19 protein-coding genes are annotated in these 17232 nt (G+C 71.2%); 9 read left to right on the forward strand and 10 right to left on the reverse strand.

The features are described 5' to 3' along the window. Positions 1–13: 13 nt before the first annotated feature. Entirely contained in the window at positions 14–769 is a 756-nt protein-coding gene (locus ACN268_RS26085; protein ID WP_145917889.1) for an ABC transporter permease, read from the forward strand. Positions 770–939: 170 nt separating this feature from the next. Here ACN268_RS26085 and ACN268_RS26090 read toward each other — a convergent pair whose 3' ends face one another. From ACN268_RS26090 to ACN268_RS26115, 6 genes are all read right to left on the reverse strand, one after another. Further along, on the reverse strand, positions 940–1593 hold the full coding sequence (locus ACN268_RS26090) for an O-methyltransferase (RefSeq protein WP_421485504.1): 654 nt from the start codon (positions 1591–1593) through the stop codon (positions 940–942). Between the two features lie 9 nt (positions 1594–1602). Then, entirely contained in the window at positions 1603–2259 is a 657-nt protein-coding gene (locus ACN268_RS26095; RefSeq protein WP_421485506.1) for a Maf family protein, read from the reverse strand. A gap of 10 nt (positions 2260–2269) precedes the next feature. Continuing rightward, positions 2270–3412: a type VII secretion-associated serine protease mycosin gene (gene mycP / locus ACN268_RS26100; RefSeq protein WP_421486998.1), complete on the reverse strand. Its 1143-nt coding sequence runs from the start codon at positions 3410–3412 to the stop codon at positions 2270–2272. A gap of 2 nt (positions 3413–3414) precedes the next feature. Further along, on the reverse strand, positions 3415–4746 hold the full coding sequence (locus tag ACN268_RS26105; protein ID WP_421485507.1) for a hypothetical protein: 1332 nt from the start codon (positions 4744–4746) through the stop codon (positions 3415–3417). Continuing rightward, positions 4743–5213, reverse strand: coding sequence for a hypothetical protein (locus tag ACN268_RS26110; protein ID WP_421485509.1), 471 nt, complete (start codon positions 5211–5213; stop codon positions 4743–4745). The genes ACN268_RS26105 and ACN268_RS26110 overlap by 4 nt, the downstream gene beginning before the upstream one ends. A 157-nt stretch (positions 5214–5370) precedes the next feature. After that, entirely contained in the window at positions 5371–5583 is a 213-nt protein-coding gene (locus ACN268_RS26115) for an acyl-CoA carboxylase subunit epsilon (protein ID WP_421485510.1), read from the reverse strand. 91 nt (positions 5584–5674) lie between these two features. Here ACN268_RS26115 and ACN268_RS26120 point away from each other — a divergent pair, with 91 nt between their 5' ends. Together ACN268_RS26120 and ACN268_RS26125 are read left to right on the forward strand one after the other, a co-directional pair. Further along, complete coding sequence (locus ACN268_RS26120; RefSeq protein ID WP_421485512.1) at positions 5675–7813, forward strand: protein kinase domain-containing protein; 2139 nt, start codon at positions 5675–5677, stop codon at positions 7811–7813. A 91-nt stretch (positions 7814–7904) separates the two neighbouring features. Further along, entirely contained in the window at positions 7905–8138 is a 234-nt protein-coding gene (locus tag ACN268_RS26125) for a hypothetical protein (RefSeq protein WP_088643959.1), read from the forward strand. Positions 8139–8236: 98 nt separating this feature from the next. Here the strand turns inward: ACN268_RS26125 and ACN268_RS26130 are convergent, their stop codons facing one another. Both ACN268_RS26130 and ACN268_RS26135 read right to left on the reverse strand, forming a co-directional pair. Beyond that, complete coding sequence (locus tag ACN268_RS26130) at positions 8237–8989, reverse strand: GH25 family lysozyme (RefSeq protein ID WP_421485513.1); 753 nt, start codon at positions 8987–8989, stop codon at positions 8237–8239. 163 nt (positions 8990–9152) lie between these two features. Then, on the reverse strand, positions 9153–9704 hold the full coding sequence (locus ACN268_RS26135; protein WP_421485515.1) for a Uma2 family endonuclease: 552 nt from the start codon (positions 9702–9704) through the stop codon (positions 9153–9155). 100 nt (positions 9705–9804) lie between these two features. Here ACN268_RS26135 and ACN268_RS26140 point away from each other — a divergent pair, with 100 nt between their 5' ends. The 4 genes from ACN268_RS26140 (at position 9805) to ACN268_RS26155 (ending at position 13147) form a co-directional block, all read left to right on the forward strand. Further along, positions 9805–10548, forward strand: coding sequence for a M50 family metallopeptidase (locus tag ACN268_RS26140; RefSeq protein WP_421485516.1), 744 nt, complete (start codon positions 9805–9807; stop codon positions 10546–10548). Positions 10549–10673: 125 nt separating this feature from the next. Next, positions 10674–11666: a ketopantoate reductase family protein gene (locus tag ACN268_RS26145; protein ID WP_421485518.1), complete on the forward strand. Its 993-nt coding sequence runs from the start codon at positions 10674–10676 to the stop codon at positions 11664–11666. Positions 11667–11738: 72 nt separating this feature from the next. Next, complete coding sequence (locus tag ACN268_RS26150) at positions 11739–12236, forward strand: SigE family RNA polymerase sigma factor (protein WP_204927473.1); 498 nt, start codon at positions 11739–11741, stop codon at positions 12234–12236. After that, positions 12233–13147, forward strand: a complete 915-nt coding sequence (locus tag ACN268_RS26155; RefSeq protein ID WP_421485520.1) for a hypothetical protein — start codon at positions 12233–12235, stop codon at positions 13145–13147. The genes ACN268_RS26150 and ACN268_RS26155 overlap by 4 nt, the downstream gene beginning before the upstream one ends. A gap of 31 nt (positions 13148–13178) precedes the next feature. Here ACN268_RS26155 and ACN268_RS26160 read toward each other — a convergent pair whose 3' ends face one another. Next, positions 13179–14759: an acyl-CoA carboxylase subunit beta gene (locus ACN268_RS26160; RefSeq protein WP_421485521.1), complete on the reverse strand. Its 1581-nt coding sequence runs from the start codon at positions 14757–14759 to the stop codon at positions 13179–13181. A gap of 110 nt (positions 14760–14869) precedes the next feature. On the opposite strand from ACN268_RS26160, the gene ACN268_RS26165 reads away from it, so the two are divergent. Then, positions 14870–15745, forward strand: coding sequence for a biotin--[acetyl-CoA-carboxylase] ligase (locus ACN268_RS26165; RefSeq protein ID WP_421485522.1), 876 nt, complete (start codon positions 14870–14872; stop codon positions 15743–15745). Positions 15746–15860: 115 nt separating this feature from the next. After that, on the forward strand, positions 15861–16433 hold the full coding sequence (locus ACN268_RS26170) for a PH domain-containing protein (protein WP_421485523.1): 573 nt from the start codon (positions 15861–15863) through the stop codon (positions 16431–16433). A 35-nt stretch (positions 16434–16468) separates the two neighbouring features. Here ACN268_RS26170 and ACN268_RS26175 read toward each other — a convergent pair whose 3' ends face one another. Then, positions 16469–17197 carry a GtrA family protein gene (locus ACN268_RS26175; RefSeq protein ID WP_421485524.1) on the reverse strand — a complete coding sequence of 243 codons (729 nt, stop codon included), beginning with the start codon at positions 17195–17197 and terminating at the stop codon, positions 16469–16471. Positions 17198–17232 lie beyond the last annotated feature (35 nt).

Below are 17232 nucleotides of genomic sequence, written 5' to 3' on the forward strand. Positions count from 1 at the left end.
CCGGAGACCACGGATGAAATTCGCCCGCGACACCTGGCTGATCTTCCAACGCCAACTTCAACTGCTGCTGCGCAACCCGGTCTGGGTCTTCGTCGGCGTCTTCCAGCCGGTGATGTACCTGCTGCTCTTCGCCCCGCTGCTCAAGCCGGCGCTGAACGCGCCCACCCAGGCCGCCGCGTACAAGATCTTCGTACCCGGCCTGCTGGTGCTGCTCGCCATCTTCGGTGGGCTGTTCCAGGGCTTCGGCCTGATCGCCGAGCTGCGCGCCGGGGTCATCGAGCGGTCCCGGGTCACCCCGATCAGCCGGCTCGCCCTGCTGCTCGGCCGCTCCCTGCGCGACGTCGTCTCGCTGATCGTGCAGGCGGTCATCATCACCCTGCTGGCGCTCCTGTTCGACCTGCGGGTCTTCATCGGGGACCTGCTGCTGGCGTACCTGATGCTGGCCCTGATCGCGCTGATGACCTCGGCCGTCTCGTACGGCGTCGCGCTCAAGGTCAAGAGCGAGGACGCGCTCGCCCCGTTGATGAACACCGTGGCCCAGCCGGTGCTGCTGCTCTCCGGCATCCTGCTGCCGCTCACCTTCGCCCCCGGCTGGCTGCAGGGGGTCGCCGAGTGGAACCCGTTCTCCTGGGCGGTCGACGGCACCCGGGCGCTGTTCGCCGGTGACCTCGCCAACGACAAGGTGTGGCAGGGGCTGGCCATCATCGCGGTGCTCGCCGCCGCCGGCGTCTTCTGGGCGGCCCGCCAGTTCGCCCGCAGCGTCCGCTGACGTGTCCCGCCCCGGGCGGGGCCCGGTCACGCGCCCGTCGCGTCGGACCGGTGCCCCGTTCCGGGGAGGTGATCGACTTTATGTCGCCGATGTAGCGGTATCGGTGCGAGGTAAACACCGCAACATCGGCCCAGGGGAGTCGATCGTGCCGGGCTCCCCCGACCGGCCGGTCAACGCACCCGGGCGAGGGTGACGCCGTCGGCGAGGGGCAGCAGCACCGCGTCGACGCGTACGTCGGCAAGCACCTCGTCGTTGAAGGCGGCGATCGCCCGGTCGGCCTCGTCGCGCGGGGCGAGCACCCGGCCGGCGCGCAGCGTGTTGTCGACAGCGATCACCCCACCGGCCCGCATCCGGGGCACCAGCTCCGCCCAGTACACCGGATAGCCGACCTTGTCGGCGTCGATGAAGGCGAAGTCCAGGTGACGCTCGTGCGGCAACTCCCGCAGCGTCTCGGCAGCCGGGCCGATCCGCAGCTCGATCTTGTCGGCCACCCCCGCCCGCTGCCAGTACGACCGCGCGATGCCGGTGAACTCCTCCGAGATGTCGAAGCAGGTCAACCGGCCGTCCTCGGGCAGCCCCCGGGCGATCGCCAACGACGACAGCCCGGTGAACGTGCCCACCTCGACGGCCTGCCGGACGCCCAGCAACCGGGTCAGGAAGGTGAGGAACGCCGCCTGCTCCGGCGCCACCTGCATCTCGGCGTGCGCCGGCAGCACCGCCCGGGTTTCCTCCGCCAGATCACGGATGATCTCGTCCGGCGGGGAACCGTGGGCGACGATGTAGGCCTGTAGTTCCGGCGTCAGCGGCAACGGCTTCGTGGTCATGACCGGACGTTAGCCGAGCGGCTCGACCTCCTGGGCAGCCGGCGCGACCTTCGTCCACAGGTCCGTGATGCTCAGCCCCAGATCGTGCAGGAGCCGACGGAGCAGCGGCAACGACAATCCGACCACCGTGCCCGCATCACCCTCGATCCCGGTCAGGAACGCCCCACCCAACCCGTCGATGGTGAACGCCCCGGCCACCGCCAACGGCTCGCCCGTGGCCACGTACGCCGCGATCTCCGCATCGGTGACGTCGGCGAAGTGCACGACCGTCGAGGCCACCGCCCCGACCTGCGATTCGTTCCCCACGTCGACAAGATGGTGGCCGGTGTGCAGCACCCCGCTGCGTCCACGCATCCGCTCCCACCGGCGGGTCGCGTCAGCCGCGTCCGCCGGCTTGCCGAGGATCTCGCCGTCGAACGCGAGCACCGAGTCACAACCCAACACGAGCGTCCGCGCATCCGGAGTGGAACGCAGCCGGTCGGCGACGGCCTGCGCCTTGCGCCGGGCCAACTCCAGGCACAGATCCTCGGCCCGTTCCGCGACCACCAGGGATTCGTCGACGCCGCTGACCAGCACGTCGGGTTCGATCCCGGCAGCCTGGAGCAACTTGCGGCGGGCGGGGCTCTGCGAGGCGAGCACGAGACGGAGCGGCAGGAAGTTCGACACGCGGCCGACGCTACCGGCTGATTCTCGGCGGCGGGTCGCCGGCACGTCGACGTCGATGCCACACCAGGAATCCACCACCGGCCGCCACGATCACCCCCAACGTGACCCACCCCCGCACGGTGGCACCACCGTCGCCGCCGGCAGGCTGGGCAGCGGCACTCGTCGCGCCGCTCGGCGGGGTCACCGTCGTACCCTCGAAACCCAGCGGAGGTACGTCGGCGGTGAGCGCTGCCACCAGGTCGATGACGCCGTAGCCGTACTCGTCGTCCCGGCCGGGCGGACCCTTGTCGACAGCGGTCGCGGTGAGCCGGTGGACGACCTCGGCGGCGGGAAGGTAGGGGTACTTCGACCGGACCAACGCCGCCGCCCCGGCCACAATGGCGGTGGCATCGGACGTACCGGTGCCCTTGCGGTACCTGCCGTTGATGCTGGTGCTGTATATGTCCACCGCCGGAGCAACGACATCAATCTCCGGCCCACTCACAGAAATCGGTGCATGCCTTCCAGTTTGGTCAACCCCGCCCACTGCAATGACATCCCCGACCGAGGCGGGGTACCCCACCTTGGTGTCGTCAGGCAGATTGCCAGCTGATGCCACAACGACAATATCCGAGGCTAAAGCGAGGGTGATCGCTTGCTCTAATTCTCTGCTCTTTGTGCCGACGCTTGATATGTTGATTATGTTCGCGCCGTTTGCGATTGCAAACCTGATGCCCTCTGCGAGGGCGTCTGGACTCCCGTCTCCTTTTGGTGAGGTGGAAAAGATCGGCAGAATTTTTGCTTCCGGAGCTATTCCTAGCGCGCCGGAGTTGTTTCGCTGGCCATGTGCTGCGATTAGTCCTGCCATTCCAGTGCCGTGGCTATCGCGATCGCTGCGGCCGTCTCCGGATCCGCCAGGGATCGTGTCGACCCCTGGTAGTAGGTTTTGGCGGAGGTCCGGGTGGCGTGAAACCCCGGTGTCCAGGACGGCGACCACCGAATCCTTTCCCTTGGTGATTCGATGAGCCTCTGTAGTGTCAAGGAATTTTAGATGCCACTGATCCCTGCGGATGTGCTGCTGATCTTTCGATGCGGCTGCCCCTGGCGTCGTTGCTGCTAGCAGAATTAGTTGAGTTAACGCGACTATGCCCAGATAGCTGGCCGCTTTGTCGATGTTCACCGGTTAATGCCGATAGTAGGTCCGGGGTCGATGGGTCCTTCCTCCTCGGGTGGATGGACTACTGGCGGCACGCCCTCGTCGGTTGCCCAAGGATGGTCGGGGTCCCAAGGGCGGGCTTGGCTGCTGTTCGAGATGTCTCGCCTTGTTGGGGACGTAGGGAAGTTGCCCGTGCGGACACCCTCGCCTATGGCGGGAAAGCCTCCGAGCCCATGAATCTGCCCTCCTCGCCCACCGCGAGGTCTGGATCCGGCGCCTCCAGTGGGGGCGAGTCCGGCACCGCCCCCACCGATGACTCCTCCGACTGGGTTAATGCGTCGTGAAGTACCGCTGCTGGCTGGCTGGCTTGGTCCTAATTCCGGATTACCGCCGATAATATGGTTGGGAGGCTTGGCCCTCGGGATGCTTTCGGCATAAGGGTTATTCCTGTTGACTGAAGAGTTGGTCGTTTCGGTTCTTCCAGACACGGTATAAGCGGGCGGAACTCCGAAGCTATTCTGGGGGTTTACTGACCCGCCGTGCGTTCCCGTACTTGCACTCGATGTGGTTGGCGAGGGGGGTGCGCCTATGATTCCCCCCAGTGTCGGCCCGGAATTTGACGATTGAGTGGCAAGTGGTGGCCTGGCGGTTTTCGAATCCCTTGTTCCTGATGTCCTTGTGTTTCTCGGTGGCGATAGCGGGATTGCCGCTATAGGAGGAATTATTGGCAGTTGTGCTGAATTGCCGTAGGTGTCCGTACTGCTGAGGTCGCGAGGGGCCCGCGTCGGTGGTGGTTTTTGGAGCATGGCTTGGGCTTGTTGGAGTTCGCCGCTGAGCCCGAACATCAACCCCCGTGCCTGCACGTTGAGCCGTTCCAGGTCCGCGTCGGTCACCGGCGGGTCCACCACCCGGCTGCCCGCCGCTGCCCTGGGGTCGGCCAACGTCGCCTCGTACCCGCGCTTGCGGGCGAGCTTCTCGGCGTAGTCGTCACGTATCCGCTTGAGTTCGGGCCTGGTGCTGTCGATGGCGCGCGCGACGGCGGCCAGGGCGTCGTGGTTGGCGGCCGCCGTGTCGTGGGTGCGCTGCACCTTGTTGATCAGCCCGTCGAGTTCTCCGAGGTAGGTCCTGGCGGCGGCATTCGTGGCCGGTGGCCAGGCCTCGGCGAGGCCGGCGCGGTACTGCCGGAGTTGCCGCAGGTGGTTCTGGGCGAGTTCACAGACCTTGCGCCAGCCGGCGACGTGCTTCCAGTGCCCCGGCGTCTCCTGGTCCTGGAGGCACGCCCACATGCTGAGCACGTCCATCAGTTGCCAGTCGGTGAGGCCGGACGTCCGGCCGCTGCCCCGTTCGATCACGGCAGCACCACCGGGCCCGGATTCTCGGGGCTGTTGGGTTCGGGGGCCGTCCACGAGGAACGGTCGGTGAGCTGGGTGGACGCGGCGATCCGCGGGTTGTGCAGGGCGCGTTCGACGTCGGCCACCCGGGCGTCGGCGAACGCGTCGGAGCCCTGGTAGTCGGTGGCGATCCGGTGCGCTGCGGCGGCCAGCCGGCCGGTGTTGCCGGCGAGCCCGTGCACCAGGTCGGAGGTGGCCTGCTGGGTCTCCCAGTGCGCCTGGAGGAAGTGCACCAGCTCGATGAAGGCGTCGCACGGGTTGGGCACGGCGGCGGTCATGTCGTCGGCGATGTACCGCAGGTGCGGCGTGTAGTTCCGGTCGACCTCGTTCTGGAGCCGGTCGGCGAACTCCCGCATCTGCCGGATGTCGGCCTCGATGCCGCCGTAGTCACCCGCCCCGGAAGCTGGGCGGCCCTCCTCTGGGATCACTGGCCCTCCCGACCGTCACGATGCCATCTCCCAGAGTGAGGTTAGTGGCAAGGTGTCGATCTCGGCAGCCCCGCGCGGGCCGGCGCTCGCCTGCGTACACCCGAGCCACCCGGCGGTCGCGGCTGCGCGTACCCGGGCCGCGCAGCGGGGGACAGCGTCAGCGGGGCAGGCCGGAGGCGCGCCAGGCGCCGCGACCGGGCACGGGGGCCGCGCCGGCCGGGCGGGCGCTGCGCGCCCACGCGGACCTCGCCACCGGCGGGGGCGGACCGGCCGGCCGGGAACGGAGCGCGATCGCGCCCACCAGCGCGGCCAGTTCCTCGGCGGTCGGGACTCCCCGGACGACCCGGAACAGCGGCTCTTCGGCAGACATGACGCCAGGGTACGCGTCGACAAGTTGACCCACGTCGCACAGTGGCGTGCCGGCGGTGTACGCGTTGGTGGGGCCGGGTACCGTCTCACCGATGTCTGACGTGCCTTCCCAACTCGTCGCTGACCGGTACCGGCTGCTCTCGCCGCTCGGTCAGGGCGGCATGGGCCGGGTCTGGAAGGCCCGCGACGAGGTGCTGCACCGGGACGTCGCCATCAAGGAACTCGTCCCACCGCCGAGCCTGACCGACGACGAGCGCCGCGAGATGCGGGAGCGGTCGTTGCGTGAGGCGCGGGCGATCGCCCGGCTCAACCACGTCAACGTGGTCCGCATCTTCGACGTGCTGCGCACCGACGGCGATCCGTGGATCGTCATGGAGTACGTGGCGTCGAAGTCGTTGCAGGACACCCTCGCCGAGGACGGTCCGGTGCCGCCGGCCCGCGCGGTGGAGATCGGGCTGGGCGTGCTGGGCGCGTTGAAGGCCGCCCACAAGGCCGGCGTCATGCACCGGGACGTCAAGCCGGGCAACGTGCTGCTCGGCACCGACGGCCGGGTGGTGCTGACCGATTTCGGACTGGCCACCATCCCCGGCGACCCGAACGTCACCCGTACCGGCATGGTGCTCGGTTCGCCGGCGTACATCGCGCCGGAGCGGGCCCGGGACGGCACCGCCGGGCCGGAGGCGGACCTCTGGTCGTTGGGGGCGACGCTCTACGCGGCCGTGGAGGGCAAGTCGCCGTATGCCCGGCCGTCGGCGATCGGCACCCTGGCCGCGCTGGCCACGGAGCCGCTGCCGCCGGCCAAGAACGCCGGCCCGTTGAAGCCGGTGCTGACCGGCCTGCTCCGCAAGGACCCGACCGAACGGATCACCGCCGAGGTCGCCGAGCGGATGCTGCGCCGCGCCGCCGGTAAGCGGGCCCGGGGCATCTCCCTGCTCGACGGGGTACGCCGGCCGGGGCCGAACGGCCCGCGTGAGCCGCGTACCCCGGTGGTGCCGGCGCCCCGCCCGGCGCAGGGCGGGACCGGCGCGAAGACCTCGTCGTCGCTGGCCGCCGCCGCGGGAGCCGCCACCGGCACCGCAGCCGCGAAGGCGGCAGCCGCCAGGACGGCGGCGGACAGCGCCACCGCGACGGGTGGCGCGGCGGAGCCGACGGTCGTCACCGGGGCGTCGGCCGTGGGTGCGGACGCCACCGCGACGGTGCCGGCCGGGGTGGACGCCGGTCCCACCACGAAGGTCACCCCGCCGACCGGGGCCGACGCCGCGTCGACCGGCCCGGCCGATTCGTCCGACGCCCCTGCGACCGGCAAGGACGCCGGCTCGACCGGCAAGGACATCGGCCCGACCGGCAAGGACGCCGGGTCGACCGGCAAGGCTGTCGCACCGGCCGACGCGGACGCCGCGCCGACCAGCAAGATCGACCCGCCGGTCCGCGCCGGCCGGGCCGACCCACCCCCGCCGGCCAATCCCACCGCCGTGCTGGACGCGCCGGTCAGCCCACCCACCGGGTCCGCCGGGGTCGCCTCCGTCCCGGTGTACGACGGGACGCCGCCGGACCACAAGCGCCGTAACCTGCTGATCGGCGCGCTGGTCGCGGTGCTGTTGGTGGGCTTGGCACTGGCTGTGCCGCTGCTCACCCGCTCCGACGACCCGGAGAACGGCACCCCGCAGGCCACCGACCCGACGAGCGCCGCCGCCTCCTCCGCCGCCCCCACGTCGGCTCCGGCACCCCCGCCCCCGACCAGCGCCGCGCCCAGCCCGACGCCGTCGGCCACCCCCTCCACCGACCCGAACGCGCTGCCTGAGGGCTGGGAGATGTATCAGGGGCCGACGTTCACAGTCCCGGTGCCGAAGGGTTGGCGGCGCAGTGTCCGTTCCGACTCGGTCGTCATCACCGAGCCGAACGGTGTGCGGGAACTGCTCATCCAGTGGACGTCCAGCCCGCTCAAGGACGCGGTCGCCGACTGGAAGAACAAGGAACCGGACCGGAAGAACATCGTCAACAACTACCAGTACCTCGACATCAAGGCGTGCGGCGGCTACCGCACCTGCGCCGACTGGGACTGGTTGGAGAGCCGGGACAACACCCGCATCCACGTCCGCAACCGGGGGTTCGTCACCGCCACCAACCGGGGCTACGCGATCCGGTGGGAGGTGGCGGCGAAGGACTGGAACGCCAACCTGGCCAACTTCGCCCTGATCACCAGCCGGTTCGTGCCGGACCGGAAGAACTGACCCGGGGGATTCCCGCCGGGGGTGAAATCGTTTCGCATGACTTTCCGTCATCCGGGGTATCTGACCCGGGACGACGGAAGGAGGTAGCGAGATGAGTTACCGACGCAGGGATGCCCGGCCGAGACTGGCACTGTGGATGCTCGTCGCCCTCGGCGATGTCGTCCTGCTGCTGCTCAGCGCCGGCGTGGCCGCGCTGGTCGTGTCGATCGCCGTCGTGACGGTCGCCGCCGCCGGGGTCGCCGCCTGGCGGCTGAGCCGCCGGACCGCGATGCCCACCGCCACGGATGCCGTGACCATGCCGTTGACCAGCCGGAAGAGCGCCTGATCCGACGGGGTCGTCGACCGCGACGGCGGCAGCCGGACCAGCCATCGACCGTACGGTGATGACCGGTCCCGCTGCCGCCGAGCCGTGTCCGGGGGCGATCAGGTGTTGTTCGCCAGCGCGATCAGCCGGGAGCGGTCGCCGTTCCAGTAGTTGCGGTCGACGCCGCCACTGATCCCGGGGACGCTGCCGGTGCTGGTGTACTGCCAGAAGCTCCAGACCGGGGCGCCGGCCGGCAGGGTGCCCGGCGAGCTCGACCAGCGGGCCAGCCAGAGCGGGTGGTTGCCCCACGGGCCCGTCCAGCTGCCGGTGCACTGGTTCCACCAGCTCGTGGTGGTGTAGATGACCGCGTACCGGCCGGTGCGGGAGCGGTAGGTGTTGAGGAAGTCCTGGATCCAGTTGCGCATCCCGGTGGTGGACAGCCCGTAGCAGGTGCCGCCGCTGTACGGGTTGGCCTCGACGTCGAGCGCGGCCGGCAGGGTGCGGCTGTCCGCCGACCAGGCCCCGCCGTTGCTGGCGAGGTAGTTGGCCTGGGTGGCGCCGGAGGAGATGTTCGGCCGGGCGAAGTGGTACGCGCCCCGGATCACCCCGGCGTTGTAGGCGTTGACGTAGTTGGCGTTGAAGTTCGGGTCCTTGTAGCTCGTACCCTCGGTGGCCTTGATGAAGGCGAACTCGATACCGGCGTTGCGGACACTGGTCCAGTTGATGGAGCCCTGGTAGTGGGAGACGTCGACGCCGGCGGTGGTGGCGGCGGCCGCGGGTCCGGCCGTGACGACGAGGGCCGCGGCCGCGGTGGCGGCCACGGTGAGACCGGCGGCGAACAGCCGGCGCAACGACATTCTGGTACGGGTCATGGATTCCTCCAGGGACGCCAATCGATTGACGCCAATCTTTGGAGATTCCTGCCCTTGATCGCAAGGGGCCCTAAGGAAACTTTCATCGACAACGGTCGAATTGATGTGCGATGATCCGAACCGGTCAGGGCAGGTCGGGGGTGGTATCAGGCAGCGGGCCGGCTCAGCGCAGCGTGGCCGGGTCGAGCTGCCACCGGAACGGTTCGGCCAGGGTCAGCGTCTCGCCGGCCTTCGCGACCTGGTCCTCCACGTAGTGCCTGCCGTCGAGCCGGTGGAGCCGCAACGAGTGGGCGTCACCGTCCTGCTCGACCAGCAGGTACCACGGGATACCGGCGAGCGCGTAGAGCTGCATCTTGACCAGGCGGTCGGCGGCGGCGTTGCCAGGCGAGACGATCTCGCAGACCAACGCGACCTCACCGGCCTCGACCACCGTGCCCTCGTCGTCGGTGTCGGCGACCACCACGTCGGGAACGACGATCCGGTCCACCCCGAGCCGCACGTTCACCGCCTCGAACACCAGCAGACCGAGGGGCCGGGCGGCTGGCCGAAGACTGTCGACAAGGCTCCACGACACCAACTGGTGCCGCTTGCTCGGAGCAGGGCTCACGATCAGGCTTCCGTCGAGCAGTTCGATCCGGTTCGGGGTGTCGGCCATGGCGAGGTAGTCGGCCTCGGTCCAGAGGCCGACGTGGTGTTCCAGGGGAGCCGCGCTCACCGGCCCTCACCTCCCGCTCCGCTCGCCGCCCGGTCAGTCTCACACGATACGAGGCGACGACCGTCGAGCGACACGATCCGGCCGGGTAGGCTCCCCGGCCATGGTGTCGATCGACGGGCTGGGCGACCTCTGGGACCGGCTGTTCAGCGCCCAACCCGACCCGCCGCCCCTGCTGGTGGTGCTCACCGCCCTGGCCGCGCTGGCGGTCGTCGCGGTCCGGTCGACCTGGCGGGTCGCCCGCAACGCGGTGACCATCGCCCACGAGGGGGGCCACGCCCTGGCGGCGCTGCTCACCGGACGGCGGCTGCACGGCATCCGGCTGCACTCGGACACCTCCGGCCTCACCCTCAGCGCCGGCCGCCCCACCGGCCCCGGCATGATCCTCACCCTGCTCGCCGGGTACGTCGCGCCGTCCCTGGTCGGCCTGGGCGGTGCCTGGCTGCTCGGCGGCAACCGGATCACCCTGCTGCTCTGGGTCGCGGTCGCGCTGCTGCTCGCCATGCTGCTGCTCGTCCGCAACGTGTTCGGGGTGCTCTCCCTGCTGGTCACCGGCGGGGTGGTGCTGGTGGTCTCCTGGTACGCCACCCCGCAGGTGCAGGCCGTGTTCGCCTGGACCTCGGTCTGGTTCCTGCTGTTCGGCGGCGTCCGGCCGGTCTTCGAACTGCAACGGCTGCGCAGCCGGGGCCGGATGCCCGAGTCCGACGCGGACCAGTTGGCCCACCTGACGCCCTTCCCGGCGCTGCTCTGGGTGTTCCTCTTCGGGCTGGTCAACCTGTTCGCCCTCGCCGTCGGCGCGGTCCTGCTCGCCGGCCCGTTGCTCGCCGGGGCCGGCATCCCGCTCTGACCCCGGGGCCGGCGTCCCGCTTCGACCGGACGGCCACTCCGCGCCGACCGGGAGCGGGCCCGGGTGACCGGTGGCACCCCGACCTCGGGTCGCCGACCTGGGCGGATGCGGGCAGAATCGGTCGGATGCGATACCTGATCATCGGAGCGGGCGCGGTCGGTGGCACCATCGGCGTACTGCTGGGGGAGGCCGGCCGGGACGTGACGCTGGTGGCGCGCGGGCCGCACCTGGCGGCGATCCGGCGCGACGGGCTCACCCTGCGTACCCCCGAGCGGTCGGTGACCTGGCGGGGGCCGGCCACCGACGGGCCGGGGAGCGAGCCGCTGCCCGCCGACACCGTGCTGGTGCTGACGGTCAAGTCGCAGCACACCTGGGCGGCCCTGGACACCTGGGCGGACGCCCCGGTCGCCGGCGGCGGTACGGCGGGACAGCGGCTGCCCCTGTTCACCGCGCAGAACGGGGTGGCCAACGAGCCCACCGCGCTGCGGCTGTTCGCCCACGTGCATCCCGTCTGCGTGTGGCTGCCGGCGACCCACCTCGACCCGGGCGTGGTGATCGCCAGCGGCCACCCGTACCCGGGAATGTTGCACGTGGGTCGTTACCCGGGCGGTGCCGACGAGGTCGACGCGGCGGTGGCGGCGGACCTGACCGCCGCCGGTTTCCTCGCCCCCGTCCGCGAGGACGTGATGCGGTGGAAGTACGGCAAGCTGCTCAACAACCTCGGCAACGGGGTGCAGGCCCTGTTCGGGGCCGGCCTGCCGGACTGGCTGCTCGACCGGGTCCGGGCCGAGGGGGTCGCCGTGCTCGCCGCCGCGGGCATCGCCCACCCCTCCGACGAGGAGGAACGCGCCGAACGCGGGGACCGGGTCGGCACCCGGCCGGTCGACGGGCAACCGCGCAGCGGCAGCTCCACCTGGCAGAGCCTGACCCGGGCGACCGGCACCACCGAGGTCGACCACCTCAACGGCGAGATCGTGCTGCTCGGCCGGCGGCTCGGGGTGCCCACGCCGGCCAACGCCGCCGTGCAGACGGCGGTCCGGCGACTGGCCCGGGAACGTCTCCCCGCCGGCACCTTCCCGCTCGCCGAGCTGACCGACCTGCTCGACCGGGCAGAATGACCGGCTGAGCACGCAACCCACCGGGGCGCGGCACGCGTGTCACCTCTGACCGCCACGGGGGAGGTAACCAGGGTGCCGGACGTCGACGGCTTCGACGAGTTCTACCGGGGCAGCCGGCAACGGCTGCTCGGGTTCGTCTACGCGCTCACCGGCAACCTGGCCGAGGCGCAGGACGCCGTGCAGGAGGCGTACATCCGGGCCTGGCAACGCTGGTCGACGGTGAGCGGCTACGACGACCCGGAAGCCTGGGTACGCGTGGTGGCCTCCCGGATCGCGGTGAGCCGGTGGCGCAGCCTGCGCAGCCGGGCCCGCGCCTACCTGCGGCACGGAGTGACGACCGAGAGCGTGCCGGGCCCCGGCACCGAAACCCTGGAGGTGGTCGCCGCCCTGCGGCAACTACCCGAGGAACAGCGCACCGCGCTCGCCCTCTACTACCTGCTCGGCATGCCCGTGGCCGAGGTGGCCCGGGAGACCGCCGCCCCGGTGGGCACGGTCAAGGCCCGGCTCTCCCGGGGGCGTACCGCGCTCGCCGGGCTGCTCGCCGGTGGCGACCTGGAGGAGGTCCGATGAGTGAGGAGCCGACCTTCGTCGACCGGCTGCACCGGGACCTGCGCGAGGTCCGCTGGCCCGAGCCGGCGGAGCTGCGGGCCCGCGCCCGCCGCCGCAGCCGTCGCACGGCGGTGCTGTCGGCGGCGACCGTGCTCGTCGTGCTGGCCGGGGCCGCCGTGGCGGTACGCCAGCTGCCCACCGGGCCGGCGACGCCCACCGCCCCGGTCGCGGCCCCGGGGTCCGCCTCCGCGTCGGCCCCGGTCCGGACGGAGATCCCCCTCGACGCCCTGCTGACCCCCGCGGACCTGCCCACGAAGACCGGCGAGCGGCTCGGCGACACCGGCCTGGGGGAGGCCGTCCGGATCGACCCGCTGCTCGAATCGTGTGGGCGGGAACGCGACGTCAGCGCCCAACTGTCGGTGTCCCGCGCCTCCCGGTCGCAGACCCTGCTCCGCCCGACCACCCGGGCCGGCCGGCCGGCCACGCCCGTGCTCAGCCAGGACGTCTACCGCATCGAGCTGTCCCGGGGGCGGTGGCTGTTCGGCGAGATCGACCGGCTGCTCAACGCCTGCGCCGAGTGGACCCTCGACGCGTCCACGCTCGCCGCCGACCAGCAGCCGGTGGCCACCGAACAGGAGCACCGTTGGGAGCCGGCGGCGCGGGACTTCGCCGGTGACCAGTCGGTGCTGCTGCGGCACGTCGCTTCGCAACCCCTGGCGCAGACCGGCGGGAAACCGGTCGGCGCGGCGGCGACCGTGGAGACCACCCTGGTGGTCCGGGTCGGTGACCTGGTCACCGTGGTGGTGCCCGCCCCGGACACGGTCGCCGACCGGGTCGACGGCACCGGGCCGGGGATGAGCCAGCCCGACCTGATCGCGCTGGCCGACCGGGCCGCGGAACGCCTCTGCCCAGCCGCCGACGTCCCCTGCTGACGACCCGTGCCGACCCCGCGCGGCGGGGCGGCTACAGCGGGATGTTGCCGTGCTTCTTCGGCGGCAACGTCTCCCGCTTGGTCCGCAGCACCCGCAGCGCCCGGACGATCTGGGTCCGGGTCTCGTGCGGCGGGATCACCGCGTCGACGTAGCCGCGTTCGGCGGCGACGTACGGGTTGGCCAGGGTGTCCTCGTACTCGGCGATCCGCTCGGCGCGGACGGCGGCCGGGTCCTCGGCGGCGGCCAGCTCCTGCCGGTACAGGATGTTCACCGCGCCCTGCGCGCCCATCACCGCGATCTGCGCCGTCGGCCAGGCGAAGTTCAGGTCCGCCCCGAGGTGTTTGGAGCCCATCACGTCGTACGCCCCGCCGTACGCCTTGCGGGTGATGACGGTGACCTTCGGGACGGTCGCCTCGGCGTACGCGTAGAGGAGCTTCGCGCCCCGGCGGATGATGCCGTCCCACTCCTGGCCGGTGCCGGGCAGGAACCCGGGAACGTCCACGAAGGTCAGCACCGGGATGTTGAACGCGTCGCAGGTGCGCACGAACCGGGCGGCCTTCTCGGAGGCGGCGATGTCCAGCGTGCCGGCGAAGTGCATCGGCTGGTTGGCGACCACCCCGACGGGACGGCCCTCCACCCGGCCGTAGCCGACCACGATGTTCTGCGCGTAGAGCGGCTGCACCTCCAGGAACTCGCCGTCGTCGAGGACGTGCTCGACGACCCGGTGCATGTCGTACGGCTGGTTGGCCGAGTCGGGGATCAGCGTGTCGAGTTCCCGGTCGGCGTCGGTGACGTCGAGGTCGGCCGGCGCGTCGAGGACGACCGGCTCGTCCATGTTGTTCGACGGCAGGTAGGACAGCAGCGCCTTGACGTAGTCGACCGCGTCGTCCTCGTCGGTGGCGAGGTAGTGCGCGTTGCCGCTGCGCGTGTTGTGGGTACGCGCGCCGCCCAACTCCTCCATCGCCACGTCCTCGCCGGTGACCGTCTTGATGACGTCCGGGCCGGTGATGAACATGTGCGAGGTGCGGTCGACCATCACGGTGAAGTCGGTGACCGCCGGGGAGTAGACCGCGCCGCCCGCGCACGGACCCATGATCAGGGAGATCTGCGGGATGACCCCGCTGGCCCGGACGTTGCGGAAGAAGATCTCGCCGTAGAGGCCGAGCGAGACGACGCCCTCCTGGATGCGTGCCCCGCCGGAGTCGTTGATCCCGACCACCGGGCAGCCGATCTTCATGGCCAGGTCCATCACCTTGACGATCTTTTCGCCGAAGACCTCGCCGAGGGAGCCGCCGAAGACCGTGAAGTCCTGCGCGAAGACGCACACCTGCCGGCCGTCGACGGTGCCGTAGCCGGTGACCACCCCGTCGCCGTACGGGCGGGTGCGGTCCAGCCCGAAGTTGGTGGACCGGTGCCTGGCGAACTCGTCCAGCTCGACGAAGGAGCCCTCGTCCAGGAGCATGTCGATCCGCTCCCGGGCGGTCTTCTTGCCCCGCGCGTGCTGCTTCTCGACGCCGCGTGCGCCCGCGTGCACCGCCTCGTCGACCCGGCGCTCCAGGTCCGCCAGCTTGCCCGCGGTGCTGTGGATGTTGGTCCCGGTCTCGGTAGTCACCCTGGGAATATAACGATGGTTCAGGCCGACGCCGCTGTGCAGTACGCCTCAGTAGCCCCCTCCGGAGGCTGGTCGGGGGCGCGTGTCGACCGGGCCCGTAGGCTGGCGGGATGCCGGGTTCGCCGTACACCGATCTGGACCGACCGCCGCTGTCGGCGGCGCGGCTGTCCCGGGCGCTGACCGCGCCGTCGGGCCCCTGGCGTCGGCTGGAGCTGCGGCCGGAGACCGGCTCGACCAACGCCGACGCGGCCGACGCCGCGCGGGCCGGCGAACCGGAGGGCCTGGTCGTGGTCGCCGAACGGCAGACCGCGGGCCGGGGCCGACGCGGCCGGGCCTGGCAGTCACCACCGCGGGCGGGTCTCGCGACGAGCGTGCTGCTGCGGCCCGGCGAGGCCGTCGCCGACCGCGACTGGCCGCCGGCGCCCCCCACCGGGTACGGCTGGCTGCCGCTGCTCGCCGGGGTCGCGCTGGTCGAGGCGGTCTCCCGGCTGGCCGAACTGGACGCCGTTCTGAAGTGGCCCAACGATCTGCTGATCGGGGAGGCCAAGTGCGCCGGCATCCTGGCCGAGGCGGTGCCGGCGGCCGGTGCGGCGGAGCCCCCGGCGATCGTGCTCGGTGTCGGGTTGAACGTGACGCTGCGCGCCGACGAGCTGCCGGAGAACCCGACCGGGCTGCCGGCGACCTCGCTGCAACTGGCCGGGGCCACCGCCACCGACCGGGACCCGCTGCTGCGGGCCCTGCTGCGCGCCCTCGCCGACTGGTACGACCGGTGGCGGCTGGCCGGCGGGGACGCCGACGCGTGCGGCCTGCGCGCGGCGTACCTGGCCTCCTGCGGCACGGTGGGCCGCCGGGTGCGGGTGCTGCTGCCCGACGGCACCGACCTGACCGGGCTCGCCACCGGAGTGGACGCCGACGGGCACCTGCTCGTCGACACCACCGCCGGACAGCGCCGGCTGGCCGCCGGGGACGTGCTGCACCTGCGGTGACCGGCGGCCCACGGTCGGTTCGTGCGCGGGGTGCACGGCGGGCCGCCCGGCTGATCCGGTGGGTCGCCCCGACCGGTTACGGTCAGCGCGTCCGATTGTCGCCGAGGAGGTTCCCGTGGCGTTCCCCGAAGACGTGCTCACCGAGGACGAGCACGTCGTCCTGCACCTGCACCCGCATCCGAAGGCGCTGTTGCGGCCGGTCCTGGTGCTGGTCCTCGGTGTCGCGGCGGTGGTGGCGGGCTGGCTCCTGCTGCCCGACGGCGACGGTGGCGCGCTCGTGCTCGCCGTGCTCGCCGGTCTGTTCCTGATCGCGGTGCTCTGGCTGGGGTTGTGGCCGTTCCTGGTCTGGCGCAGCACGCACTACCTGTTCACCAACGAGCGGGTGCTGCTCCAGGAGGGTGTCTTCTCCCGGCACCGGCGGGACCTGCCGCTGGCCCGGATCAACGACCATTCGATGACCCAGCGGTTCACCGAACGGCTGCTGGGTTGCGGCACGCTCACCATCGAGTCGGCCGGCGAGCGGGGGCAGTCGGTGCTCGTCGACGTGCCCCGGGTCGACCGGGTGCAGACCACCCTCTACGAGCTGGTGGAGGCGCAGCACGACAAGCACACGCTGGGCGACGGGGAGATGCGCGACATCCTGGCCGACATGCGGGAGGGCAAGCCGTTGCGGGACACCAGCGGCTGATCCGTGGCCCGGCCCCGGGTGTCACCCGGGGCCGGTCAGGGGCGCGGCGTGCGGGGGGTGGTGCCGGCGTGCAGCTCGGCGGCCAGTTCCGCCCCCAGGTCGCCGCCGCCGGCGGCGGCGGGGCCGAGGGTGCCGCCCCGGCCCTGCTTGAACACCGGTTCGACGGTCGGGGCCGGCGTCCCGGTCGCCGGGGTGGTGTGGTCCTCGGCCTGGCTCTGGGCCTCTTCCAGCTCGCTGACCGATTCGGCCAGCTCGGCGACCGGGTCCAGCTCGGCCATCGTGTCCCACTCGTCGCGCTTGATGGAGTGCCAGCTCTCCTCGGCGTGCTTGGGGACCGGCTGGAAGACGAAGGTCCGGTAGGACCAGAACCGGAACAGGGTGGCGAGCAGCACGCCGCCGGTCTTGGCCACGTTGAGCGCGAGCAGGCTGGTGAACCCGAGGCCGTACTTGGCGGCGGCGAGGACGCCGAGTTCGATGATCAGACCGGCACCGTTGAACAGGAAAAACAGGGCGTATTCGCGCTGGAGCGCCGCTTTCGGTCGGTCCCGGTACGTCCAGTGACGATTCATCAGATACGACGTGATCGTCGCCACGATGGTGGCGATGACCGTCGCCTTCAGTTGACCGTCGACAAAAACGGTGAGTGCCAGAGCATTGAACACCGCGTAATTGATGACGGTGTTGACGCCCCCGACGATGCCGAATTTGAGCGCCTCGCGGATGAACTTCTGCCAGCGCTCGGGCAGCAGACGGACAAGACGCATGCGCAACACCTTAGGGCTGAGGACGGTGCCGGGAA

It is taken from the genome of Micromonospora sp. WMMD735 (assembly GCF_049178995.1).
Lineage (GTDB): Bacteria > Actinomycetota > Actinomycetes > Mycobacteriales > Micromonosporaceae > Micromonospora > Micromonospora wenchangensis.